The sequence below is a fragment of the Streptomyces klenkii genome (assembly GCF_003626645.1).
Lineage (GTDB): Bacteria > Actinomycetota > Actinomycetes > Streptomycetales > Streptomycetaceae > Streptomyces > Streptomyces klenkii.
On record NZ_RBAM01000007.1, the window covers coordinates 455,365 to 480,650 of the forward strand.

At 72.5% G+C, this 25,286-nt stretch carries 19 protein-coding genes and 1 riboswitch; of the genes, 16 read left to right on the top strand and 3 right to left on the bottom strand.

The features are described from left to right. Nucleotides 1–127 precede the first annotated feature (127 nt). Complete coding sequence (gene mfd / locus D7231_RS19655; protein WP_120756763.1) at nucleotides 128–3,661, top strand: transcription-repair coupling factor; 3,534 nt, start codon at nucleotides 128–130, stop codon at nucleotides 3,659–3,661. Nucleotides 3,662–3,697: 36 nt separating this feature from the next. Here the strand turns inward: mfd and D7231_RS19660 are convergent, their stop codons facing one another. After that, nucleotides 3,698–5,182, bottom strand: a complete 1,485-nt coding sequence (locus D7231_RS19660) for a DUF2079 domain-containing protein (protein ID WP_120756764.1) — start codon at nucleotides 5,180–5,182, stop codon at nucleotides 3,698–3,700. A 192-nt stretch (nucleotides 5,183–5,374) separates the two neighbouring features. Then, nucleotides 5,375–6,076 (bottom strand): Rv1352/Rv1906c domain-containing protein, encoded by a 702-nt coding sequence (locus D7231_RS19665; protein WP_120756765.1) that lies wholly within the window; start codon nucleotides 6,074–6,076, stop codon nucleotides 5,375–5,377. A gap of 206 nt (nucleotides 6,077–6,282) precedes the next feature. On the opposite strand from D7231_RS19665, the gene D7231_RS19670 reads away from it, so the two are divergent. The 5 genes from D7231_RS19670 to D7231_RS19690 all read left to right on the top strand — a co-directional run bounded on the left by D7231_RS19670 (nucleotide 6,283) and on the right by D7231_RS19690 (nucleotide 12,712). Next, nucleotides 6,283–8,391 carry an N-6 DNA methylase gene (locus tag D7231_RS19670; RefSeq protein WP_120756766.1) on the top strand — a complete coding sequence of 703 codons (2,109 nt, stop codon included), beginning with the start codon at nucleotides 6,283–6,285 and terminating at the stop codon, nucleotides 8,389–8,391. 257 nt (nucleotides 8,392–8,648) lie between these two features. Then, complete coding sequence (locus D7231_RS19675; RefSeq protein WP_120756767.1) at nucleotides 8,649–9,362, top strand: hypothetical protein; 714 nt, start codon at nucleotides 8,649–8,651, stop codon at nucleotides 9,360–9,362. Further along, complete coding sequence (locus D7231_RS19680) at nucleotides 9,359–10,906, top strand: serine/threonine-protein kinase (RefSeq protein WP_194959931.1); 1,548 nt, start codon at nucleotides 9,359–9,361, stop codon at nucleotides 10,904–10,906. The genes D7231_RS19675 and D7231_RS19680 overlap by 4 nt, the downstream gene beginning before the upstream one ends. 176 nt (nucleotides 10,907–11,082) lie before the next feature. Further along, nucleotides 11,083–11,706: a SurA N-terminal domain-containing protein gene (locus tag D7231_RS19685; RefSeq protein WP_120756768.1), complete on the top strand. Its 624-nt coding sequence runs from the start codon at nucleotides 11,083–11,085 to the stop codon at nucleotides 11,704–11,706. A 34-nt stretch (nucleotides 11,707–11,740) separates the two neighbouring features. Beyond that, a complete protein-coding gene (locus D7231_RS19690; RefSeq protein ID WP_120756769.1) occupies nucleotides 11,741–12,712 on the top strand; it encodes a nucleoside triphosphate pyrophosphohydrolase in 972 nt (323 codons plus the stop codon). Between the two features lie 237 nt (nucleotides 12,713–12,949). Here D7231_RS19690 and D7231_RS19695 read toward each other — a convergent pair whose 3' ends face one another. Then, nucleotides 12,950–13,714 carry a hypothetical protein gene (locus tag D7231_RS19695; RefSeq protein WP_120756770.1) on the bottom strand — a complete coding sequence of 255 codons (765 nt, stop codon included), beginning with the start codon at nucleotides 13,712–13,714 and terminating at the stop codon, nucleotides 12,950–12,952. A 147-nt stretch (nucleotides 13,715–13,861) separates the two neighbouring features. On the opposite strand from D7231_RS19695, the gene D7231_RS19700 reads away from it, so the two are divergent. From D7231_RS19700 to D7231_RS19745, 10 genes are all read left to right on the top strand, one after another. Next, nucleotides 13,862–14,305: a DUF6479 family protein gene (locus D7231_RS19700; protein WP_120756771.1), complete on the top strand. Its 444-nt coding sequence runs from the start codon at nucleotides 13,862–13,864 to the stop codon at nucleotides 14,303–14,305. A gap of 78 nt (nucleotides 14,306–14,383) precedes the next feature. Continuing rightward, nucleotides 14,384–15,736: a cytochrome P450 family protein gene (locus tag D7231_RS19705; protein WP_241999800.1), complete on the top strand. Its 1,353-nt coding sequence runs from the start codon at nucleotides 14,384–14,386 to the stop codon at nucleotides 15,734–15,736. Between the two features lie 138 nt (nucleotides 15,737–15,874). Then, the gene (locus D7231_RS19710) at nucleotides 15,875–17,005 is read left to right on the top strand and encodes a LysM peptidoglycan-binding domain-containing protein (protein ID WP_120756834.1); all 1,131 of its coding nucleotides are present in this window, start codon (nucleotides 15,875–15,877) and stop codon (nucleotides 17,003–17,005) included. A gap of 260 nt (nucleotides 17,006–17,265) precedes the next feature. Continuing rightward, nucleotides 17,266–17,461: riboswitch (cyclic di-AMP (ydaO/yuaA leader) on the top strand. A 3-nt stretch (nucleotides 17,462–17,464) separates the two neighbouring features. Beyond that, the gene (locus D7231_RS19715; protein WP_120756772.1) at nucleotides 17,465–18,208 is read left to right on the top strand and encodes a LysM peptidoglycan-binding domain-containing protein; all 744 of its coding nucleotides are present in this window, start codon (nucleotides 17,465–17,467) and stop codon (nucleotides 18,206–18,208) included. Nucleotides 18,209–18,428: 220 nt separating this feature from the next. After that, nucleotides 18,429–19,709 carry a phosphopyruvate hydratase gene (gene eno, locus D7231_RS19720; RefSeq protein WP_120756773.1) on the top strand — a complete coding sequence of 427 codons (1,281 nt, stop codon included), beginning with the start codon at nucleotides 18,429–18,431 and terminating at the stop codon, nucleotides 19,707–19,709. 157 nt (nucleotides 19,710–19,866) lie between these two features. After that, nucleotides 19,867–20,331, top strand: coding sequence for an FtsB family cell division protein (locus D7231_RS19725; protein ID WP_120756774.1), 465 nt, complete (start codon nucleotides 19,867–19,869; stop codon nucleotides 20,329–20,331). Between the two features lie 119 nt (nucleotides 20,332–20,450). Beyond that, on the top strand, nucleotides 20,451–20,993 hold the full coding sequence (locus tag D7231_RS19730) for a DUF501 domain-containing protein (RefSeq protein WP_120756775.1): 543 nt from the start codon (nucleotides 20,451–20,453) through the stop codon (nucleotides 20,991–20,993). Then, complete coding sequence (locus D7231_RS19735) at nucleotides 20,990–21,931, top strand: Ppx/GppA phosphatase family protein (RefSeq protein ID WP_120756776.1); 942 nt, start codon at nucleotides 20,990–20,992, stop codon at nucleotides 21,929–21,931. The genes D7231_RS19730 and D7231_RS19735 overlap by 4 nt, the downstream gene beginning before the upstream one ends. A 380-nt stretch (nucleotides 21,932–22,311) precedes the next feature. Continuing rightward, nucleotides 22,312–23,703, top strand: coding sequence for an NAD(P)/FAD-dependent oxidoreductase (locus D7231_RS19740; protein ID WP_120756777.1), 1,392 nt, complete (start codon nucleotides 22,312–22,314; stop codon nucleotides 23,701–23,703). A gap of 194 nt (nucleotides 23,704–23,897) precedes the next feature. After that, on the top strand, nucleotides 23,898–25,214 hold the full coding sequence (locus D7231_RS19745; RefSeq protein WP_120756778.1) for an SAM-dependent methyltransferase: 1,317 nt from the start codon (nucleotides 23,898–23,900) through the stop codon (nucleotides 25,212–25,214). Nucleotides 25,215–25,286 lie beyond the last annotated feature (72 nt).

Here is a 25,286-nt window from a genome sequence, read left to right on the forward strand (position 1 = left end):
CCCGGTCCCGGAACCGTCGGGCCGCGGTTGTCGGTGGTGCGTCGTAGGCTGGGCTCACCCGGCCCGTGGACACGTGTCGGGCCGTTCGCGTTGTCACCCCTTGTCACCCGGGACGGAAAAAGCCTCCATGAGCCTGCACGGTCTGCTCGACGCCGTCGTCAATGATCCGGCGCTCGCCGAAGCGGTGAAGGCCGCGGCCGACGGCAACCGCCCGCACGTCGATCTCGTCGGCCCGTCCGCCGCCCGGCCCTTCGCCGTCGCCGCGCTGGCGCGCGACGCGGGGCGCCCGGTGCTGGCCGTGACGGCCACCGGCCGTGAGGCCGAGGACCTGGCGGCGGCGCTGCGCTCGCTGCTGCCGCCGGACGGCGTCGTGGAGTTCCCGGCCTGGGAGACGCTGCCCCACGAGCGCCTCTCGCCCCGCTCGGACACCGTCGGCCGCCGCCTGGCCGTGCTGCGCCGGCTCGCGCACCCGCGCAAGGACGATCCGGCGGCGGGGCCGGTCAGCGTGGTCGTCGCGCCGATCCGGTCCGTGCTGCAACCGCAGGTGAAGGGGCTCGGCGACCTGGAGCCGGTCAGCCTGCGCTCGGGGCGGAGCGCCGACCTCGAAGCGACCGTGGAAGCGCTGGCGGCCGCCGCGTACTCCCGGGTCGAACTGGTGGAGAAGCGCGGCGAGTTCGCCGTCCGCGGCGGCATTCTGGACGTCTTCCCGCCGACCGAGGAGCACCCGCTCCGGGTCGAGTTCTGGGGCGACGACGTCGAGGAGATCCGCTACTTCAAGGTCGCCGACCAGCGTTCCCTGGAGGTCGCCGAGCACGGCCTGTGGGCGCCGCCCTGCCGTGAGCTGCTGCTGACGGAGGACGTGCGGGCCCGGGCGGCGGAGCTCGCGGAGGAGCACCCGGAGCTCGGCGAGCTCCTCTCCAAGATCGCCGAGGGCATCGCGGTCGAGGGCATGGAGTCCCTCGCTCCGGTCCTGGTGAACGAGATGGAACTGCTGCTGGACGTGCTGCCGGCGGGCGCGATGACGGTCGTGTGCGACCCGGAGCGCGTGCGGACCCGTGCCGCGGACCTCGTGGCCACCAGCCAGGAGTTCCTCCAGGCGTCGTGGGCGGCCACCGCCGGCGGCGGCGAGGCCCCCATCGACGTGAACGCGGCCTCCCTGTGGGGCATCGCGGACGTCCGCGACCGCGCTCGCGAGCTCGGCCAGATGTGGTGGTCGGTGAGCCCCTTCGCCGCCGACGAGGACCTGGGCGGCGACACCCTCAAGCTCGGCATGCACGCCCCGGAGACGTACCGCGGCGACACCGCCCGCGCCCTCGCCGACACCAAGGGCTGGCTGGCCGACGGCTGGCGCACCGTCTTCGTCACGGAGGGCCACGGCCCCGCGGCCCGCACCGTCGAGGTCCTCGGCGGCGAGGGCATCGCCGCCCGCCTCGACGCCGACATCGCCGAGCTCGCCCCCTCCGTCGTGCACGTCTCCTGCGGCAGCATCGACAACGGCTTCGTCGACCCCGGCCTGAAGATCGCCGTCCTCACCGAGACGGACCTGTCCGGGCAGAAGTCCGTCAGCAAGGACATGGGCCGGATGCCGGCCCGCCGCCGCAAGACCATCGACCCGCTCACGCTCCAGGCCGGCGACTACATCGTCCACGAGCAGCACGGCGTCGGCCGCTACATCGAAATGGTGCAGCGCACCGTCCAGGGCGCCACCCGCGAGTACCTGCTCGTGGAGTACGCGCCCGCCAAGCGCGGCCAGCCCGGCGACCGTCTCTACATCCCGACCGACCAGCTGGAGCAGGTCACCAAGTACGTCGGCGGCGAGGCCCCCACCCTGCACCGCCTGGGCGGCGCGGACTGGACGAAGACCAAGGCGCGCGCCAAGAAGGCCGTCAAGGAGATCGCCGCCGACCTGATCAAGCTGTACTCGGCGCGGATGGCCGCCCCCGGCCACTCCTTCGGCGCCGACACCCCCTGGCAGCGCGAGCTGGAGGACGCCTTCCCGTACGCGGAGACGCCCGACCAGCTCACGACCATCGCCGAGGTCAAGGAGGACATGGAGAAGTCCGTCCCCATGGACCGCCTGATCTGCGGCGACGTCGGCTACGGCAAGACCGAGATCGCGGTCCGCGCCGCGTTCAAGGCCGTGCAGGACGGCAAGCAGGTCGCGGTGCTGGTGCCCACGACCCTTCTCGTCCAGCAGCACTTCGGCACCTTCTCCGAGCGGTACTCCCAGTTCCCGGTCGTGACGAAGGCGCTGTCCCGCTTCCAGACCGACGCCGAGGCCAAGGCCGTGCTGGAGGGCCTGCGCGACGGCTCGGTCGACATCGTCATCGGCACGCACCGCCTGTTCTCGTCCGAGACGAAGTTCAAGGACCTGGGTCTCGTCATCGTCGACGAGGAGCAGCGCTTCGGCGTCGAGCACAAGGAGCAGCTGAAGAAGCTGCGGGCGAACGTCGACGTCCTGACGATGTCCGCCACCCCGATCCCGCGCACCCTGGAGATGGCGGTCACCGGCATCCGCGAGATGTCGACCATCACCACCCCGCCGGAGGAGCGGCACCCGGTGCTGACCTTCGTGGGCCCGTACGACCAGAAGCAGATCGGCGCCGCGATCCGCCGCGAGCTGCTGCGCGAGGGCCAGGTCTTCTACATCCACAACCGGGTGGAGTCCATCGACCGGGCGGCCGCGCGGCTGCGCGAGATCGTGCCGGAGGCGCGGATCCAGACCGCGCACGGGCAGATGGGCGAGAGCCGGCTGGAGCAGGTCGTCGTCGACTTCTGGGAGAAGAAGTTCGACGTCCTGGTGTCGACCACGATCGTCGAGTCCGGCATCGACATCTCCAACGCCAACACGCTGATCGTGGAGCGGGGCGACAACTTCGGGCTGTCGCAGCTGCACCAGCTGCGCGGGCGCGTGGGCCGTAGCCGCGAGCGCGGCTACGCCTACTTCCTCTACCCGCCGGAGAAGCCCCTGACCGAGACCGCCCACGAGCGGCTCGCCACCATCGCCCAGCACACGGAGATGGGCGCCGGCATGTACGTGGCCATGAAGGACCTGGAGATCCGCGGCGCGGGCAATCTGCTCGGCGGCGAGCAGTCCGGCCACATCGCCGGCGTCGGCTTCGACCTCTACATCCGCATGGTCGGCGAGGCCGTGGCGGACTACCGGGCGTCGGTCGAGGGCGGCGAGGAGCAGCCCGAGGCACCGCTCGAAGTCAAGATCGAACTGCCGGTGGACGCGCACGTCCCGCACGACTACGCGCCCGGCGAGCGCCTGCGCCTCCAGGCCTACCGCGCGATCGCCTCCGCGAACAGCGAGGAGGACATCCGCGCCGTCCGCGAGGAGCTCACCGACCGCTACGGCAAGCTGCCCGAGCCCGTGGAGAACCTGCTGCTCGTCGCGGGCCTGCGGATGCTGGCCCGGGCGTGCGGCGTCGCCGACATCACCCTCCAGGGCTCCAACGTCCGCTTCGGGCCCGTGGAATTGCGCGAGTCCCAGGAGCTGCGCCTCAAGCGGCTCTACCCGCGCACCGTCATGAAGCCGGCCACGCACCAGATCCTGGTGCCCCGCCCGGCGACGCGCCCGATCGGCGGCAAGCCGCTGGTCGGACGGGAACTGCTCGCGTGGACGGGCGAGTTCCTCACGACGATCCTGGGGTCGTAGGGCGCCGGCCCGGCCGACGGGCGCAGGGGGCGGGGGTCAGGAGGCCGCCGCCCCCGACCTCTTCAGCACCACATAGCCCCCCTCGCTGCCGAGGAGCGCGTACCGCGCCCCGGGGTGCATCCGTTCCCCGTCCGCGATCAGGTCCCCCGGGCCCTTGCCGTCCGCCATGCGCATGGCTATGTAGTCGGGGGTGATGCCGCGGGTGTCGCCGATCCAGAAGACCCGGCACCGGCCGGCGAGGCGGCTTATCGGGGCTATGTCGGCCTCGACGCTCGCCCCGTCGGGGATGCGGTCCAGGAGCCGCTCGGTCGCCCGGACGCTCTCGGGGACGCTGTACGTGCCGGACTCGGTCAGGGAGTACAGGGGCAGGGACGCGGTCAGGGCGAGGGACGCGGCGAGCACCGCGCCCGGCAGGTGGTGCGCGTACGAGCGCAGCAGCGGGCGGCGGCTGTCGCGGGCCCGGGCCAGGGCGTCGGTGAGCGCGATGAGGACGACGGGCATCAGGACGGCGTTGTAGTGCCAGTCCGTGCCCCAGTAGTGGTCGTCGTGGGAGGCGAACCGCCACGCGAGCGTCGGCACGGCGGCGATCAGAACCGGGGAGCGCAGGGCCAGCAGGCCGGTGGTGGGCAGCAGGATCCACAGCAGGGTGCGTATCGCGGTGTCGGCGGGGATGGTGGCGGGGGATCCGTCGCCCCCGCCGCCGTCGAGCTTGTTCCAGTAGTCGTAGGCGCCGCCGGTGTTGAAACCGGGGATGATCAGCCCGAACGTGATCGCGGCGGCCGCCAGGCCGAAGGCCACCAGCCCGGTGGCCAGCGGGGCCGCTCCCCGGGGGACGCCCTCGCCGCGGGACTTCGCGCCGCGCAGCCGGATCAGGATGATCGCGCCGATCGCGGCCGCCGTGATGCCCAGGTCCTCCTTCACCAGGACGAGGGGCACGGCCCACCAGACCGCGGCCCGCCAGCGCCCGCGCACCACCGCTTCGAGGGAGAACGCGAGCAGCGGCATCGCGAAGGCGATCTCGTGGAAGTCGAAGTCGACCGCGCGCTGGACGCCCCACGACAGGCCGTAGGCGATGCCGATGGCCAGTCCGCGCTTGCGGCCGAGCAGCCCGGCGGCGAGCCGGGCGACCGGTATCGCGGACAGGGCGAAGAGCGCGGCCTGGGCGACGAGCAGGGTGACCGGGGTGGGGAAGATCCGGTAGAGGGGGGCGAGCAGGGCGGTGACCGGGCTGAAGTGGTCGCCGAGGATGTTGGTGCCCGGGCCCTTGAGGTCGGCTATGGGCGCCTGGAGGTGGGCGTAGCCGCGGACGGCCTGCTCGAAGATACCCAGGTCCCAGGACATGGTGAGCATGCGGCGGTGCCGGCACAGGGACAGCGCGGTGTAGAGGACGAAGAGGGCTCCCGCGAGCCAGTACGGATCCCAGCGCGGGGCGCGCAGGGCCGCGGCGCGGGGCCGGGCGCCGGGTGCCGCCTCGGCCGCGGGCCCGCCCGGTGCCGGAACGGTGGCGGCGGCCGAGTCCATGGGGGAGTCCTTTGTCCGGGAACGGTGGGATGACTGAGCGACGGCTGAGCGACGCCCGAGCAACAGCTGAGGGATGACTGTCGGAAAAGATACGCGGAGCCTCGCCGGAGCCCGGCCTCCTTTCCGAGAGACGAGCGGTCTCCCGGCGCGGTTCGGCCGGAATGTGTCGTCCTTCTCTCAGGCCCCCGCCGTTCAGCCCGTCTTCTTCCAGTCGGAGCAGCCGGTGGTCTTGAAGTAGGCGTCGCCGGGGGCGATGGTCACGACGGCGTTGCCCGTGACGTTGTCGTTGGCGAGGATCGAGTCCGCGCTCTCGTGCAGGGCGTCCTTGGCCCGCTCCCAGTAGCAGCCGTCCTGCTTGTTGCCGGCCGACTTGTAGGTGCCGGGGGCTATGTCGGCCCCCACCTTGTACATGCCGTTGCCGGGCATCTCGGTCTTCGGGCTCCCGGCTGCTTCGCCCTCGGCCACGCGCTCCCAGCTCTTGCAGCCCTGCGTCTTGAAGATCTTGTCCCCGGCCTTGACCGTCACGTACGAGGCGCCGATCACGTTGTCGTTGGCGAGGATCGCGTCGGGGTCGCCGCTGGAGTCCTTGGCGCGCTCCCAGTAGCACCCGAGCTTGTTGCCGAGCGAGCGGTAGGTGCCGGGCTCGAGGTCCGAGCCGACCTGATAGGTGCCGCTTCCCTTCAGGGAGCCCTTCGCGGCCTTCTCCTTTCCTTCGCCGCCCCCCTGGCCCTTCTTCTCCGCCTGCCCCGCGGCGGAGGCCTTGCCGTCGCCGCTGTCGCCGCCACCGCTCAGGGCGCCGCCGATGCCCACGACCACGACGAGGGCGCCCGCGGCCGTGAGGAGCTTGTGCCGCGCGAACCAGTTCCGCTGCTTGGGCTGGGAGTGCTGAGACATGACTGACACCTTTCGGCGGGGAAATCTTCTCGAACCGACGAGTCAATGACAGCAGAGCCTGTGAACCGAGTCAACCACGTTCACGCGATGAGGTGAGTTCACGTCTGTGAAGGGGTGTGTGCGGGTCTCGCGGGTATGCTCGGCACCACAGCGACGAGGCGGGCCGGCTCCGTGCAGGCAGGGTCGGGTAGGAGAGGGGAAGCCGGATGCCGGACAGCGACAGCGCAGCGGAGGTGACCGCGGCCGGGATCGCCCGGCTGGCCGGAGTGGGCCGCGCGGCCGTCAGCAACTGGCGCAGGCGCCACCCCGACTTCCCGCAGCCGATAGGGGGCAGCGAGACCAGCCCCACGTTCGCCCTCGGCGACGTCGAGCAGTGGCTGCGCCACCAGGGCAAGCTCGCCGAGGTCCCGCTGCGCGAGCGGGTCTGGCAGCAGGTCGCCGGCCACCCCGCCGGAGCCGTGACCGCCCTGCGCTACGCGGGCTCCGTCCTCCTCCTCGTCCGGGACCGGCCCGCCGCCTGGCTGGAGCTGGCCGCCCTCGGTGACCTCAAGCTCTCCGAGCAGCTGCCCTCGGCCCTGGAGTCCGCGCTCGCCGCCCGCCTGGGGCGGCACCACCCCGTCGGCGTCCCCACCACCGCCGAGCTGGCCGTCTCCTCCGCCCTGCTGCGCGGCGCCGCCGAGCTCGCCTCCGGGCGCGGCGCCGCCCACGTCTACGAATTCCTCCTGGGCCGCCACCTCGACGCCAACCCCCGGCAGTACACCCTCACCCCGCCCGGCCCCGCCGAGCTCATGGCCGCCCTCGGCGAGGGAAGCCCCGCCGACCGCCACCGGCCGCGCACCGTCCTCGACCCCGCCTGCGGCACCGGCGGCCTCCTCCACGCCGCCGCGGCCGGCACGGGCGCCCCCGCGCCGGCGGTCCTCGGACAGGAGGCCGACCCCGGCCTCGCGGCGCTCACCGCCCTGCGCCTCGCCCTGCACAGCGACGCCCGGGTCCGGGTGCGCGCGGGCGACAGCCTCCGCGCCGACGCCTTCCCGGACACCGCCGCCGACACGGTGCTGTGCCACCCCCCGTTCAACGAGCGCAACTGGGGCCATGAGGAGCTCGCCTACGACCCGCGCTGGGAGTACGGCTTCCCCGCCCGCACCGAGTCCGAGCTCGCCTGGGTCCAGCACGCCCTCGCCCGGCTGCGCGACGGCGGCACCGCCGTCCTGCTGATGCCCCCCGCCGCGGCCTCCCGCCGCTCCGGCCGCCGCATCCGCGCCGACCTCCTGCGCCGCGGCGCCCTGCGCGCCGTGATCGCCCTGCCGGCGGGCGCCGCCCCGCCCTACAACATCCCGCTGCACGTGTGGGTGCTGCGCCGGCCCGGCGCCCAGGCCTCGCCCGTCCCGCACGTCCTCCTGGCCGAGACGGGCGACCTCGCCCCGGCCGGCCGCGACAAGCTGCCCTGGCAGGCCGTGCGCACCGAGGTCCTCGGCGCCTGGGAGGAGTTCGAGCGGCACGGCACCGTCGAGGAGAGGCCCGGCCGGTGCCGCTCCCTCCCCGTCATCGACCTGCTCGACGACGACGTCGACCTCGCCCCCGCCCGCCACCTGCCGCCGCCCGCCGCCGGCAGCGGCGCGGCCGAGCTCACCGACATCCACGACCGGCTCCTGGCCGCCCTGCGGCGCACCGGCGAGCTCACCCCCGCCCCGCCCGCCGCTCCCGGGGACCCGGCCCGCTGGCCCACCACCACCGTCGGCGAGCTCGCCCGGGCCGGGGCGCTGGTGCTGCGCGCGGGCGGCCCGGGGGCGGTGCCCGACCCGGGCGCCGCCGCCCCGCCGGTGCTCACCGACTACGACGTGAAGGGGGGCGGCGGCCCCACGGGCACGCTGCCCGAGGGGCAGGCCGAGGAGCCGGTCCTGGTGCGGGCCGGGGATGTCGTCGTCCCCGTCGTCGGCGATGTCACCGTGGCCCGCGTCATCGGCGAGGAGACGGCCGGCGCCGCCCTCGGCCGGGGCCTGTTCCTGCTGCGGCCCGACCCGGCCGCCCTCGACCCGTGGTTCCTCGCCGGCTTCCTGCGCGGCACCGCCAACCAGCGCCAGGCCAGCAGCTACGCCTCCACCGCCACCCGCCTCGACGTCCGCCGGCTCCAGGTGCCCCGCCTCCCGCTCGCCGACCAGCGGCGCTACGGCGGCCGCTTCCGCGGACTCGCGGAGTTCGAGGAGGCGCTGCGGCGGGCGGAGCGGCTGGGGGAGCGGCTGGTGCAGGGGATGTTCGACGGGCTGACGGACGGGAGCGTCCGGCCGGAAGGCATCCCGGGACGCATCCCGGACTAAATCCCGGAATGAGTGCTTCCGCGAGGTCCGCGTGGTTCGAGTGACCTGTCACACCGTCTGATGTGGGCAACCTGGGGTGAGTTGCCCGTGTCGGTATATAGGCTCAGGACACAAACGCGCACTCCAGGAGCGAGGAATGAACGGCCACGAACCGCCGCAGCCGCCACCCGGCAGAGCAAAGGTCATTGCTGTGCGGGTGGTCGTGGTGGCGATCACCGTGGGCACGATCCTCCTGCTGCCCTGGGTACCGGTCCTTCGTGTGGCGATCATGCAGGAGGAAGCTGGACTGGGCCCTGTTCTGGGGCGTCCTCGTCCTGTCCTTCCTCAACCTGTCCCGCATCAACGGCGCGGAATCGTGGACGGCGAACGCACAGGTGCAGGCGGGCGCCATCAGCCTCGTGGGCACCGGCATCTGGTCCATCTGGTACTACCTCCGCTACGACATCCGCCACCACCGGGAGCTGGAGACCCGCTACGCCGTCGCGCAGGCCCTCGCCGCGGAGCGGGAGGCCGCGGCGCACCGCCGGGCCGTCGCCCACAACGAGACGGCCCTCGCCGAGGCCGTCAAGGCTTCCCTCTTCGGCCCCGAGCCCGTGCCCGCCCCCGAGCCCGCTCCCGCGCCACCGGCCCCTCCCGCCCCTCCGGCCCCGCGGGTGAACGACCCGTTCACCGACACCCGCTCCTACGTCCGTATGCCGCGGCCGGCCCCCGGCCCGCCGGCCCACCCGGCGCCGGCGTCGTTCCACGCCCACCCGACACTGCCGCCGCCGGCACCGGCGCCGGCAGCGTTCCAGGCCCCGCCGCCCCCGCAGCGGGGCGGCCGGCACCGGAGGCCCGAAGGGCACCCCCCGCCCCAGCCCCACCCCCGGCGCATTCACGAAGTGCGGGCCGAGCTGGATGAGCTCAGTGATCTGCTCCGTAAGGAGCCCAAGGACGGGCCGCAGGGCGGCCGTAAGGAGCAGGAGTGGTGAACGGCCGCATCATCGCCGGGCGCTACGAGCTCGCCACCGTCATCGGCCAGGGCGGCATGGGCCAGGTCTGGACCGCCTACGACCGGCGCCTCGACCGGCGCGTGGCCGTGAAGCTGCTGCGCCCCGACCGCATGGCCGGCACCGACAGCGCCGCCGACGAGATGCGCCGCCGCTTCGTGCGCGAGTGCCGGGTGACCGCCCAGGTCGACCACCGCGGCCTCGTCACCGTCCACGACGCCGGCAGCGACGGCGACGACCTCTACCTCGTCATGCAGTACGTGGAGGGCGCCGACCTCGCCGACCACCTCGCCGAGCACGAGCCCTACCCCTGGCCCTGGGCCGTCTCGGTGGCGGCACAGCTGTGCTCGGTGCTCTCCGCGGTGCACGCCGTGCCGATCGTCCACCGCGACCTCAAGCCGCGGAACGTGATGGTCCGCCCCGACGGCTCCGTCATCGTCCTCGACCTCGGCGTCGCCTCCGTCATGGACGCCGACACCACACGCCTCACCCGCACCGGCTCCCCCATCGGCAGCCCCGCCTACATGGCCCCCGAGCAGGCCATGGGCGGCGCGGTCGGCCCGTACACCGACCTCTACGCCCTCGGCGTGCTCCTGCACGAACTGCTCAGCGGCAACGTGCCCTTCGCCGGGTCCACCGCGCTCGGCGTCCTGCACCGCCATCTCTACGAACCCCCCGTGCCGCTGCGGCAGCTGCGCCCCGAGCTGCCCCAGGCCCTCGAAGACCTCGTGCTGCGCCTGCTCGCGAAGGACCCGCTGCACCGGCTCGCCGACGCCCAGGAGGCGTACGAGGCGCTCGCGCCCCTCCTGCCGGCACCGGGCTCCGCCCCGGTGGGGCCCCTGGGGCCCATGAACCCCACGCGCTCCTTCCTGCTGCCGCACGCCCCCTGGCCCGAGCGCTCCGCCACCGTCCCCGGCGCCCGGCAGCAGGCCGAGGCCTTCGCCCCCGCACCGCCCGCGCCCAGCGGCCCCGATGTCGCCGAAGCCGTCGAGGAGGTCAAGCGCCTGCTCGACCAGGGCGGCATCACCCAGGCCGTCGACCTGCTCGGCTCGATCCTGCCCGCCGCCGCGGCCGAGCACGGCGAGCACTCCACCGTCGTCAGGACGCTGCGCAAGCAGTACGCGGCCACCCTCATGGACGACGGCCAGTACCGGCGCGCGCTGCCCGAGCTGCGCCGGCTCGCCGATGACTACGCCGCCGAGAGCACTCCGCGCGCGGCCCGCCAGCGGCTGCGCTGCCAGTACGACGCCGCGCAGTGCCTGGAGCAGCTCGGCGAGGCGGTGGCCGCGCTCGATGAATACCGCGCGCTCCTCCCGCACTTCGAGAGCCACCCCGACGACCCGGCCACCCCGCTCGACATCCGCCGCCGCATAGGCCACCTGCTGCTCTCCCTCGGAGACCGGCAGGCCGCCCACGACACCCTCGTCACGCTCCTGCGCGACGCCGAGCTGCTGCACGGGCCGCACCACCCGCTCCCCGCGGAGATCCGGCACACGTTGCAGTGGCTGGGGCAAGTCAGGGCCTGAGCCCCCGGCCGGGGCCCCGGGCGTCCGCAGCCCGGGCCCGGGCCTTCCGCGGCGTCACCCGCACATCCCCGCGCCCCGCGAATCGTTGGTCGAATCGGTGGCCCGGGCCACCCGGACTCCCTACCATCGATCAACGCAGGTCGATCACCGTCGCACGACCGCCGCCGGGAGGCTTCATGATCCGCCGAAGGACCGCGCTCTCCGTCACCGCCGCCGCGCTGCTCGCCGCGGCCCCCCTCCTCACCGCCTGCGGGCAGACCGCCCATCCGGGGGCCGCGGCCGTCGTGGGCGACGACAAGATCACCGTCTCCCAGCTCCAGAGCCAGGTCGCGGACGTCCGCGACGCGCAGCGCTCCTCCCCGCAGGGGGACCAGCTCACGGCGAACAGCGCCCGCCTCGGCCAGGACACCCTGGTCCGCCTCATCCAGTACCGGATCGTGGAGCAGGCCGGCAAGGACAACGGCATCGAGGTCACGCGGCGCGAGTTGCAGCGGCAGCGGGCCGACGTCGAGGCGGCCAACGGAGGGGCGGCGGCGGTGCGCGCCCGGTTCCTCGCGCTCGGCATCGCGCCCGACCAGATCGACCGGGCCCTGTCCGTGGACCTCGTCCGCGCCAAGCTGGACGGCAAGTTCGGCACGGCCCGCACGAACGAGATCCTGATGCACACCTCCGACTCCCTCCACGTCGACGTGAACCCGCGCTACGGCGTGTGGGACGGCAAGCGCGGCACCGCCCAGACCGCGCTGGAGCCGTGGCTGCGCTCGGCCGCGGCCGCCGCCGCGGCCGAACGCCCGGCGTAAGCCGCCCGCCGCCCGGTCGCCTAGGCTCGGCGGTGTGAACGACTCCGCCGACTCCGCACCTGGCCGCATCGTCCTGCTCACCACCAGCCACCGGGTCGCCCCGGGGCTGCTGTCCTGGCCCGCGTGGCAGGCGCTCCGCGCCGCCGACCGGGTGCTGTGCGCCGACGCCGGCCACCCGCAGCTGCCGTATCTGCGGGAGGCCGGCATCGAGGTCGAGCACGGCTCGGCCACGGCCCGCGAGCTGGTCGACTTCTGCGCGAGCGGGCGGCGCAGCGCCGTCGTCCTCACCTCCGCCGAGGGCGAGTCCGCCCTCACCGACGGGCTCGCCCGGCTCGCCGGCTCCGGCCGCGAGACGATGCCCGCGCTGGAGCTGCTGCCCGGTTCGTACGACCTGCCCGGCGCGCGCCTGCTCGACCTGGTGCAGGTCATGGACCGGATCCGGGCCGCCTGCCCGTGGAGCGGGATCCGTACGCACGAGGACCTCGCGAAGTACGCGCTGGAGGAGACGTACGAGCTCCTCGAAGCGATCGAGACGGGGGACCGGGAGGCGCTGCGGGAGGAGCTGGGCGATGTCCTGCTCCAGGTCGTCTTCCACGCGCGGATCGCGCAGGACGACCCCGACGAGGCGTTCTCCGTCGACGACGTCGCCGGCGCGATCGTCGACAAGCTCATCCACCGGCACCCGCACGTCTTCGGCGAGGAGTCCGCGCAGACGCCGGAGGACGTGCGGGAGCACTGGATGCGGACGAAGGCGGAGGAGAAGGGGCGCGAGTCGGTGACCGAAGGCGTCCCGCTCGGCCAGCCGGCGCTCGCCCTCACGGCGAAGCTGGCCTCCCGGGTGCGGTCGCAGGGCCTCGACGTCGCCGTCCCCGCGGGCGAGGGCGTCGGCTACGAGCTGCTGGCGCTGGCCGTACGGGCCGAGGCGTCGGGCGTCGAACCGGAGACGGCGCTGCGGGCGGCGGCCCGCACGTACCGCGACGCGATTCGCTCCGCGGAGGGTATGTAGGGGTACGTACGGCCGCGGCGGGATCGGCACCGCCGGGTGCCGCCGCCGCGGCTGGGCGCCGTTGCGGCGGGATTTCCTGCCTGCGGCAAGGCGCGTGCGCGGGGTGCGCCCGTCCGGCGGTGCCCAGCGGCCCGCGGCCGGTCCGGCACCGCCGGATTCCGTCGTCGCGGCTCGGCGACCTTGCGGCGGGAGCCGCGTGCGGGGCGCCCGGGCATGGGTGGGCGCCCCGGGGCGTTGTTACGCCGTCTTCGCGGCCGCCGCCGTCAGCTTTTCCGCCGCCTTGGTCAGGGCCTTGGCGAACGCGGCCTTGCCGCGGTCGCCGTGGTCGCTGTAGTTGTTCAGGACCGTCGTGATCGCGCCGTGGCTGCGGACCGTACCGAGGTCGAAGTCCATCTGCATGTCGCCGGTGACGACGGTCACCGCGTAGGAGACGGACTCGTCGCCGTACTTCTGCTGCTGCCCGGCGGCCTTCTTCACCTTCACCGTGGCCTTCTTGCCGCTGTCCTTGGCGTCGAAGGACGCGCACTTCTCGACCGCCGTCCGCAGCCCCGCCATGGCCTTCTCGGCCGCCGCGCGCTCGTAGCCGCTGACGTCCTGGGCGACGGTCGTCTGGTCGCCCTTCTTGGTGAAGACCACCTGCGCGTTCGCCTTGTGGTCCTCCTCCAGCCGGCCCGTGTTGAGAACGGCCACGATCGGCGCGCACTCGGTCCTGGAGCCGTTGACGATCTGCTCGTCCCCGCCGCCCTGCGACTTGTCCAGGCCCGTGTTCGGCTCCAGCTGCCAGCCGGCCGGCAGGTCCGTCACGGCGACGAGCGCCTTCTGGGCCTGGTCGGCGGTGATGGAGGCGGGAACGGTGGGCGCGCCCTTGTCCTTCTTGCCGCCGGAGCCCGAGCCCGCAGCCGGGCCGGAAGCGGAATCAGAGCCGCCGTCGCAGGCGGCGAGCAGCAGCGACGAGGCGGCGACCAGGGCGGCGAGGGCGACCCGGCGGGGGCGAACGTGCACAGGGGTTCCTTTGGGTGAGAGCAGGGAGTGTTCAAAAAGACCAAAATTCGAACGCAAGTATGCACATGTCATGGCCGGCCTCCTGCTCGGGCACCCGTTCGGCCTACGGACCGTCTTGTCCGGGCGGCGGGCGGGTACCCGCATGTCATGCGCATCCAGTACGTACACCTCGCCGACCTCGCCGCCCCGCACTGGGCCGGCGGGATCATCCAGTTCGTCGTCGGCCTCTTCGTCGTCGCCCTGCTGATCATGGCCGTGGTCAAGGGCTTCCGGAAGCGCGACGAGGAACCGCCCCCGCCCTCCCAGCCCCAGCGCAGGCAGGGCGCCTGGCAGACCCGGCAGGAGCACGACACCGGGCCCACCTCGCCCGACCACGGGCCGGGGCACAACGACGACGAGGAGAACAAGGTCGGCTACGTCACCGAGCACCGCGAGGCGGACGAACTGCACCCCGAGGCGAACGGGGAGCGCGTGCTGCCGCACGAGATCCACAACCCCGGCAGCCACCCCGAGGAGCTCTCCGAGGAGAGGAAGAAGTGGAACCCGGGCGGCAGCGGCGGCTTCGGCAGCGGCGGCCCCGGCCACCACTAGGCTCCGCCGCGGCCACCACCAGGCCCCCGCCCCGGCCGCCGCTCAGCCCCGCCGCCGCTCCCCTAGTAGCGTCGAGGGGTGCACGACTCGAACGACACGAACACCCCGCCCGCCCCCTCCCTCTTCACCTGGGAGTTCGCCTCCGACCCCTACCCGGCGTACGCCTGGCTGCGCGAGCACGCCCCCGTGCACCGCACCGCCCTGCCCAGCGGCGTGGAGGCCTGGCTGGTCACCCGGTACGCCGACGCCCGCCAGGCGCTCGCCGACCAGCGGCTGTCGAAGAACCCCGTGCACCACTCCGAGTCGGCCCACGGCAAGGGCAAGGTCGGCATCCCGGGCGAGCGCAGCGCCAACCTCATGACGCACCTGCTCAACATCGACCCCCCGGATCACACCCGGCTGCGCCGCCTGGTCTCCAAGGCGTTCACCCCGCGCCGCGTCGCCGAGTTCACCCCCCGGGTGCAGGAGCTGACCGACCAGCTCATCGACGGGTTCGCGGCCAAGGGGGAAGCGGACCTCATTCACGAGTTCGCGTTCCCGCTCCCCATCTACGCCATCTGCGACATGCTCGGCGTCCCGCCCGAGGACCAGGACGACTTCCGGGACTGGGCCGGAATGATGATCCGCCACGGCGGCGGCCCCCGCGGCGGCGTGGCCCGTTCCGTCAAGAAGATGCGGACGTACCTCGCGGAACTGATCCACCGGAAGCGGGAGGATCTCGGCGAAGACCTGATTTCAGGACTCATCAGGGCGAGTGACCACGGCGAGCACCTCACCGAGAACGAGGCCGCGGCGATGGCCTTCATCCTGCTCTTCGCCGGTTTCGAAACAACTGTGAACCTGATTGGTAACGGAACCTACGCGCTCCTGCGCCATCCCGCGCAGCGCGAGCGCCTCCAGCGCGCCCTCGCCGAGGGGGACGAGAGCCTGCTCGCCACCGGCATCGAGGAACTGCTGCGCTACGACGGCCCGGTGGAGCTCGCGACCTGGCGGTTCGCCACCCAGGACCTGACGATCGGCGGGCAGCGCATCGCCGAGGGCGACCCCGTCCTCGTCGTCCTCGCGGCCGCCGACCGCGACCCCGAGCGGTTCGCCGAACCCGACACCCTCGACCTCTCCCGCAGCGACAACCAGCACCTCGGCTACGGCCACGGCATCCACTACTGCCTCGGCGCGCCCCTCGCGCGCCTGGAGGGCCGGACCGCCCTCGCGACGCTCCTGCGGCGCCTCCCTGACCTGCGGCTGAACGCCGAACCGGAGGACCTGCGGTGGCGCGGCGGGCTCATCATGCGCGGCCTGCGCACCCTGCCGGTGGCGTTCACACCGGAGGGCACGCCAGAGGGCACACCGGAGGGCAATCCGGGCGGCGGTCCGGGCGGCATTCCGGCGGGCAATCCGGGCACAACCACCCGGGAGCAACCGTACGCCTGAGCACCCGTCATCCGGCGTGACCTCGGCGTGACCTCCGCTACACCGGCTTGTGACTGGCGTGGGCCGTCGCTATCTTCAACGACCATTCCGACGCCGCACCGGACGTCGTACCGAATGCCGCACGAGAGGCCCCTGCCCATGAGACCTGGAACCGGCCGACATCGCCGCCCCCGTCAGATACCCGCCATCGTGGTCGCCGCGGGGGTGACCGCCTCCGGAATCGCCCTGCCGCTGCTCGCGGCCACGGGCGCGAACGCCGCCGACGCCGGCACCTGGGACCGCGTGGCCCAGTGCGAGAGCGGAGGCCTGTGGAGCGCCGACTCCGGCAACGGGAGCTACGGGGGACTGCAGCTGACCCAGGACCTCTGGGACCGCAACGGCGGCCGGGAGTACGCCCCCCGGCCCGACCTCGCCAGCCGTGCGCAGCAGATCGCCGTCGCCGAGCACATCCTCGAAACCAGGGGCAATGCCACCTGGTCGAGCTGCGCCGCGCGCTCGGGCCTCACCTCGGGAGGCACCAAGGCCGACGTCAATCCGGGCGGCACGCACGCCCCCGCGAGCGACTCGACGCCATCGCACGACCCGGAGCGCACCACTTCGCCCTCTGCGCCGTCGGAGCCGGACGGGCACTCCAAGCCCTCGGAGCCGTCGGCGTCCCCCTCGCAGTCCGGGAAGCCCTCGACGGAGCCTTCCGCTCAGCCGTCGGCCGGCATGCCCTCGCCGGACAAGTCGTCCGGCGGCCCGTCCGGCAAGCCCTCCGGCAGCGCGTCCCCCGACGGCTCGTCGTCCAAGCCGGGCGACACGAAGCCGGGCGACGGCAAGGCCGGTGACGGCAAGCCGGGTGACGACGCGTCCGGCGAGCCGGGCGAGGGCCGGCACCGCAAGCCCTCGACGTCCCCCGCGGGCGACGATCCGACCTCGATCCCCACGTCCCCCGAGTCTCCCGCGGCGCCGTCCCAGGGCGCGCCGGACGGTTCCGGTTCCGCAGGGGGGCAGGCGTCCGACGGCGTCGAAGGCGGTTCGGGCAAGCACCGTGCCGACCCGTCACGTTCGGACGACACTCGATCGTCGCGCGGCGGCGGCGAAGGCCGTACCGGCAGTCCCACGGCCACCGACTACACCGTGCGCCCCGGTGACAACTTGTCAGTCATTGCCGAACAGCATGCGGTCAACGGTGGTTGGCAGTCGCTCTACCACCGCAATGAGAAAGTGGTCGGAACCGATCCCGACCTGATCCTTCCTGGTCAGAAGCTTGAGATGGGTAAATAGACCGGCAGTTCGCGGCGAATGTCCGTTCCAGTCGAAAGTGAGACATGGGTCTCTTTGCCAGTTGGCGGAATGTCATCTTCCCTAACTCGGCAAACGGCCTCCTACCTGCGGAAACGTGATGTTCCCCTGGGTAACCAGGGGCGACTGTGGCTGGAAAGAGGGGTTTGAACCCTTGCCTCGACTGTGTTTACCGTCGTGACCGCTCGCCACCGCGAGCACCACGGTCGTCACGCCGAATCCTGCCGACGGCCGCTGGAGTCGTCGCGCAAGCGCCGTAGGCAGGAGCGGGGGAACCAAGGTAGGCGCCGGAAACGGCTCCTCGGCCTCAAGCAGGGCCGCGGGACCGGGACCGGCTAGGGGTGAAGCCGAGTGTGCTCGCACAGCGCGCACAGGAGGCCGGGCGAACTCACAGCCCGAACCCGACAGCTCACCTCGTAGGCGTCGGTGAGGAAACGACTCATGTCCAAGGGCAAGCACCGTCGTCCGTCCAAGGCCGTCCGTATCGTCACGCTCGCCGGCGTCGCCGGCGCCGCTGTGGCCGCCCCGCTGATGGTCGCCACCTCCGCCAACGCCGCTTCCGTCTCCACGTGGGACAAGGTCGCCGAGTGCGAGTCCGGCGGCAACTGGTCCACCAACACCGGCAACGGCTACTTCGGCGGTCTGCAGTTCTCGCAGTCGTCCTGGAACGCCGCCGGCGGCCAGCGGTACGCCGACCGCGCCGACCACGCCTCCAAGAGCGCCCAGATCGCCGTGGCCGAGAAGCTGCTCGCCCTCCAGGGCCCGGGTGCCTGGACCTGCGCCGGCGCCGGCAACCTGACGTCCGGCGGCGCGAAGGCGGACGTCGACCCGGGCTCCGGCTCCTCGGGCAAGTCCGCCCGCTCCGGCGGCTCCGTCTCGGGCAAGTCCCACGCGGACCGCAGCGAGCGCCAGGCCGCGCCGAAGAAGGCCGCGCCCAAGCGCACCGCCCCGCAGACCGCCGAGCGCGACGAGGCCCCGGCCCCGAAGCCGGCCCCGAGCCACTCCGCTCCGCAGTCCTACAAGGTCGGTGACGGCGAGTACGAGGTCAAGGAGGGCGACACCCTCTCCAAGATCGCCGACGCCAAGAACGTCAAGGGCGGCTGGCAGAAGCTGTACGACCGCAACAAGGACATCGTCCAGGACGCGGACGTGATCTTCGTCGGCCAGAAGCTGCACCTCAGCTGACCGAGCTGACAGGGGCGGCCCACGCGAGTGGGCCGCCCCTCTTTGGCTTTTCCGGGCAAATTCCTCATCCGTGCGGCATTCTCGTCATTTGTGCTGCTGTGATGATTTTTCTGACTTTTCGGATTCTTCGGCCCGGAAACACCATCCAACGGCGAGGTGAGCCTCCGGCGCCCGTTAGGCTCGTGCAGCAGAACCTCAGACACACACGAAGGAGACCCTCGTGCCGTCCATCGACGTCGTCGTAGCTCGCGAGATCCTCGACTCGCGAGGCAACCCCACGGTCGAGGTCGAGGTCGGCCTCGACGACGGCTCCACGGGCCGTGCCGCCGTGCCGTCCGGCGCCTCCACCGGCGCCTTCGAAGCCATCGAGCTCCGCGACGGTGACAAGAACCGTTACATGGGCAAGGGCGTCGAGAAGGCCGTCCTGGCCGTCATCGAGCAGATCGGCCCGGAGCTCGTCGGCTACGACGCCACCGAGCAGCGCCTGATCGACCAGGCCATGTTCGACCTGGACGCCACCGACAACAAGGGCTCGCTCGGCGCCAACGCCATCCTGGGCGTCTCCCTCGCCGTCGCGCACGCCGCCTCCGAGGCCTCCGACCTGCCGCTCTTCCGCTACCTCGGCGGCCCGAACGCGCACCTGCTGCCCGTTCCGATGATGAACATCCTGAACGGCGGCTCGCACGCCGACTCCAACGTGGACATCCAGGAGTTCATGATCGCGCCGATCGGCGCGGAGTCCTTCTCCGAGGCCCTGCGCTGGGGCACCGAGGTCTACCACACCCTCAAGTCGGTGCTGAAGACCAAGGGCCTGTCCACCGGCCTGGGCGACGAGGGCGGCTTCGCCCCCAACCTCGGCTCCAACCGCGAGGCCCTCGACCTCATCCTCGAGGCCATCAAGCAGGCCGGCTACACCCCCGGCCAGGACATCGCGCTCGCGCTCGACGTCGCCGCCTCCGAGTTCTACAAGGACGGCGCCTACACCTTCGAGGGCAAGTCCCGCACCGCCGCCGAGATGACCGAGTACTACGCGGAGCTCGTCGCCGCGTACCCGCTGGTCTCCATCGAGGACCCGCTGTTCGAGGACGACTGGGACGGCTGGAAGACCCTCACCGACAAGCTCGGCGACAAGGTGCAGATCGTCGGCGACGACCTGTTCGTCACCAACCCGGAGCGCCTCGGCCGCGGCATCGAGGAGGGCGCCGCCAACGCCCTGCTGGTCAAGGTCAACCAGATCGGCTCGCTGACCGAGACCCTCGACGCCGTCGAGCTGGCCCAGCGCAACGGCTTCAAGTGCATGATGTCGCACCGCTCCGGTGAGACCGAGGACGTCACCATCGCCGACCTGGCCGTCGCCACCAACTGCGGCCAGATCAAGACCGGTGCCCCGGCCCGCTCCGAGCGCGTCGCCAAGTACAACCAGCTCCTGCGCATCGAGGAGATCCTGGACGACGCCGCGGTCTACGCCGGCCGCAGCGCCTTCCCGCGCTTCAAGGGCTGACACCCCGGGGGCTGAACACCTCAGGGGCTCGAAGCTCCGGGGCTGACACGGCCTCAGAACCGCAGCCTCACCACGTCCCCGGCCACGGTCCCGTACCGTGGCCGGGGACGTACGTTCGTAGCGGGACTGCGGGCGACCAGGACCTCGGGGAGGCGAAGTGGCGGCGGACCGTTCCACCGCGACCAGGCTCAGGGCGCTCGGCTCGGTGCTCGTCCAGGGCCCCACGGCCCGCGTCTACCGCGCCCGGGGCCCGCGCCGCAGCCGGCTGACCGGCCGCGCGGCGCTGCTGGCGCTCGTCGTCTGCTCGCTGGTCGTCGCCCTCGCCTACCCCATGCGCCAGTGGGTCACCCAGCGTTCCGACATCGCTGACCAGCGCCGCCAGTCCGAGCGCGCCCGCGAGCAGGTGCAGCGGCTGGAGGACGAGAAGGCGCGGCTGGAGGACCCGGCGTACGTCGAGCAGCAGGCGCGCGAGCACCTGCACTACCTGCGCCCCGGTGAGACGGGCTTCAGCGTGGTCGACGGCAGCGGCACCGCCCGCCGCCCCCGGGACCAGGGCGCCGCCGACCGCCCCTGGTACAGCAATCTGTGGGACGGTGTGGACGCCGCGGACACCCCGCGCTGACGCCCCCGGCACCGCCCCCGCACGCGAACGCCGCCCCTTTATACGTACGAGCGCCGGCACCACCGAGCGAAGACGACCCTCAGCGAAGACGACCCAGCGAAGACGACACGAGCGAGCACATGGACACCCCTCCGCCCCAGACCGAGCCCACCGAGCCCACCGCCGCCGACATCGAGGCGTTCAAGGAGCAGCTCGGCCGCCCGCCGCGCGGGCTGCGCGCGATCGCCCACCGCTGCCCCTGCGGTCAGCCGGACGTGGTCGAGACCGCCCCCCGGCTGCCGGACGGCACGCCGTTCCCGACGACGTACTACCTGACCTGCCCGCGCGCCGCCTCCGCGATCGGCACGCTGGAGGGCTCGGGCCTGATGAAGGAGATGCAGGACCGGCTGGCGACCGACCCGGAGCTCGCCGCCGCCTACCGCGCCGCGCACGAGGACTACCTCCGCCGCCGCGACGCGATCGAGGTCCTGGAGGGCTTCCCGAGCGCGGGCGGCATGCCCGACCGCGTCAAGTGCCTGCACGTGCTGGTGGGTCACTCGCTGGTGGCGGGCCCGGGTGTGAACCCGTTCGGCGACGAGGCGCTGGCGCTGCTGCCCGAGTGGTGGGCCAAGGGCCCGTGCGTGACCCCGTGCGCCGCCCCGGACGGCGGTGACGAGAAGTGACCCGCGTCGCCGCCATCGACTGCGGTACGAACTCGATCCGCCTGCTCGTCGCCGATCTCGACGCCGCGACCGGCGCGTTCACCGAGCTCGACCGCCGGATGACGATCGTCCGCCTGGGCCAGGGCGTGGACCGCACGGGCCGGCTGGCGGACGAGGCCCTGGAGCGGACGTTCGCGGCCTGCCGGGAGTTCGCAGAGGTCATCCGCGATCTGAAGGCCGAGCGGGTGCGCTTCGTCGCCACCTCCGCCTCGCGCGACGCCGAGAACCGCGAGGACTTCGTGCGCGGCGTGGTGGGCATCCTGGGCGTGGAGCCCGAGGTGATCAGCGGTGACCAGGAGGCCGAGTTCTCCTTCACCGGCGCCACCAAGGAGCTGGCCGGCCGGGCGGACCTGGCGAAGCCGTTCCTCGTCGTGGACATCGGCGGCGGCTCCACGGAGTTCGTCGTCGGCGAGGAGCATGTCCGGGCCGCCCGCAGCGTCGACGTCGGCTGCGTGCGCATGACGGAGCGCCACCTCGTCGCGGACGGCGTCGTCGTGGACCCGCCGACGCCGGAGCGCATCGCCGCGATACGCGAGGACGTCGAGGCCGCCCTCGACCTGGCCGAGGAGGCCGTGCCGCTCGCCGAGGCCCGTACGCTCGTCGGCCTGGCCGGCTCGGTGACCACGGTCGCGGCGATCGCGCTGGGCCTGACCGACTACGACTGGACGCGCATCCACCACGCGCGGATCTCCCTGGAGCAGGTCCGGGAGATCACCGGGCGGCTGCTCGCCGCGACGCACGAGGAGCGCGCGGCGATCCCCGTGATGCACCCGGGCCGGGTCGACGTGATCTGTGCCGGTGCGCTCGTGCTGCAAGCAATCATGGAGCGCGTGGGCGCCCGTGAGGTCGTCGTCAGCGAACACGACATTCTGGACGGAATCGCCTGGTCCATCGCCTGAGAAGGCACCCCGCGAGGGCCCCTCCGGGGGCCTCCGGGAAAAAGTTCGTGAAATCCTTCACATGAAAAAAGGGAGCGTTGGCGGCGCGAAGGGTCCCGTTGGGCCCTTCCGGGGCCTCCAGGGGTCCCCGCGGCGGATTGCCGTCCGGTTTCGGGCGGCTTAAAGAGATGTTTATGTGAGGGCCGCCGCGGCAGTGGTCTAGTCAACCTGACGCCCACAAGGCCAGTTCAACGGGGGTTCCCAACGCATCCGGAGCCGTAGTGGTTCCCTTACGGCCGTATGGCATGGGTCACGGCGGCGGCGGAGTGTAGCAGATACCCTCAGGCCCCTTGTGAAGGGGCTCACGAGCACCCCCACCAAGAGTGCTGGATACTCGAATCATGAGCACCACGGAGCGTCCACGGATCCTCGTAGTAGGCGGTGGGTACGTCGGCCTGTACGCGGCGCGCCGCATCCTCAAGAAGATGCGGTACGGCGAGGCGACCGTCACGGTCGTCGACCCGCGTTCGTACATGACCTACCAGCCCTTCCTGCCCGAAGCAGCTGCCGGCAGCATCTCCCCCCGCCACGTCGTGGTGCCGCTGCGACGCGTGCTCCCCAAGGCGGAGGTCCTCACCGGCCGCGTCACCACCATCGACCAGGACCGCAAGGTCGCCACCGTCGCGCCGCTCGTCGGCGAGGCGTACGAGCTGCCCTTCGACTACCTGATCGTCACGCTCGGCGCCGTCTCCCGCACCTTCCCGATCCCCGGCCTCGCCGAGAACGGCATCGGCATGAAGGGCGTCGAGGAGGCCATCGGCCTGCGCAACCACGTCCTGGAGCAGCTCGACAAGGCTGACTCCACGACCGACGAGGAGATCCGCCGCAAGGCGCTGACCTTCGTCTTCATCGGCGGCGGCTTCGCGGGTGCGGAGACCATCGGCGAGGTCGAGGACATGGCGCGCGACGCCGCCAAGTACTACCCGAACGTCAAGCGCGAGGACATGCGGTTCGTCCTCGTCGACGCCGCCGACAAGATCCTCCCCGAGGTCGGCCCCAAGCTCGGCGCGTACGGCAAGGCGCACCTGGAGAGCCGCGGCATCGAGATCCACCTCTCGACGTCGATGGACTCCTGCATCGACGGCCACGTCGTGCTGAAGAACGGCCTCGAGGTCGACTCCAACACGATCGTGTGGACCGCGGGCGTCAAGCCCAACCCGGCGCTGGCCCGCTTCGGCCTGCCGCTCGGCCCGCGCGGCCACGTCGACACCCTGCCGACCCTCCAGGTCAACGGCACCGACTACATCTGGGCCGCGGGCGACAACGCCCAGGTGCCGGACCTCGTCGGCCGCGCCGCGGGCAACGAGAACGCCTGGTGCCCGCCGAACGCCCAGCACGCGCTGCGCCAGGCCAAGGTCCTCGGCGACAACGTCATCTCGGCGATGCGCGGCTTCGGCGCCGCCCAGACCGAGTACAAGCACGCCAACAAGGGTGCGGTGGCGGGCCTCGGCCTCCACAAGGGCGTGGCGATGATCGTCATGGGCAAGATGAAGATCAAGCTCAAGGGCCGCCTCGCCTGGTACATGCACCGCGGCTACCACGGTCTGGCCATGCCGACCTGGAACCGGAAGATCCGCGTCTTCGCGGACTGGACCCTCGGCATGTTCCTCAAGCGCGAGGTCGTCTCCCTGCGCGCCATGGAGAACCCCCGCGAGGAGTTCTACGAGGCCGCGAAGCCGGCCCCCCGCCCGCAGGCCGACTCCGTTCCCTCGGAGAAGGCGAAGGCCTCCTAACGGCGGTCGCGGCTCGGCCGCGGTCAATCAGTCGGCAACGGCGTCCACCAATCCGTGGGGTGGACGCCGTTGTCGTATGTCCGGCCACCGACAGTTGATCTAATCTGACTGAACGGGACTACGGTGCCGACTCTTGGTGTTTAGGTGTCAGTTGAACGTTTCTCCTGACCTTGCATCATGGAGGTGTGTGCGACATGGCCGACGCCGCTCGACGGCTCACCGCGCTCGCGGAAGAGGTTCTGGGAGCCCCGCTCCCGCTCCGGATCCGCGCCTGGGACCGCAGCGAGTACGGCCCCCCGGGCACCCCCGCCGCCCCCGTGCTGGTCATCCGGCGCCGCCGCGCCCTGCGCCGGCTGCTGTGGAAGCCGGGCGAGCTGGGCCTCGCCCGCGCGTGGGTCGCGGGCGACATCGACGTCGAAGGCGACCTCTACGAGGCGCTCGACCTGCTGGCCGGCTCCCTGTGGGAGCGCGGCGAGGACACCCCCCGCTCCGGCCTCGCCGCCCTCCTGGCGGCCGTGCGCGACCCGCGCCTGCGCGCCGCGGGCGGCGAGCTGGTGAAGCTGGCCGGCCCCGGGCTGCCGCCCCGCCCGCCCCGCGAGGAGGCCCGCAGGACGAGCGGCCCGCTGCACACCCTGCGCCGCGACAAGCAGTCCATCAGCCACCACTACGACGTCGGCAACACCTTCTACGAGCGGGTCCTGGGCCCCTCGATGGTGTACTCCTGCGCGTACTGGGAGAGTCCGCAGTCCACCCTTGAGGAGGCGCAGCGCGCCAAGCTGGACCTCGTCTGCCGCAAGCTCGACCTCCGGCCCGGGCAGCGGCTCCTCGACGTCGGCTGCGGCTGGGGCTCGATGGTGCTGCACGCCGCCCGCGAGTACGGGGTGAGCGCCGTCGGCATCACCCTCTCCCAGGAGCAGGCCGCCTACGCCCGCAAGCGCATCGCCGAGGCCGGCCTGGCGGACCGCATCGAGATCCGGGTCCAGGACTACCGCGAGATCTCCGACGGCCCCTTCGACGCGATCTCCTCGATCGGCATGGCCGAGCACGTCGGCTCCGCCCGCTATGCCGAGTACGCCGCCGACGTCCACGCCCTCCTCAAGCCGGGCGGCCGGCTGCTCAACCACCAGATCGCCCGCCGCCCCCTGAAGGACGAGGAGGCCTACGAGGTCGACGAGTTCATCGACCGCTACGTCTTCCCCGACGGCGAGCTCGCCCCCGTCGGCCGCACCGTGGCCCAGCTGGAGGAGGCCGGGTTCGAGGTGCGCGACGTGGAGTCGCTGCGCGAGCACTACGCCCTGACGCTCCGCCAGTGGGTCGCCAACCTCCAGAAGCACTGGGCGGAGGCCGTGGACCTCACCTCGGCGGGCCGCGCCCGCGTCTGGCGGCTCTACATGGCCGCGTCGGCCCTGTCCTTCGAGCGGAACAGGATCGGCGTCAACCAGGTGCTGGCCGTCCGCACGCCCGGGACGGGCGCGGCGGGGATGCCGCTGCGGGCGCGGGACTGGCGCTAGAGGCGGAACCGGACGCGAAAGGGGCCCCGCGGCGTGCTGCCGTGGGGCCCCTGTTCCGTCCGTGCGTGCCGG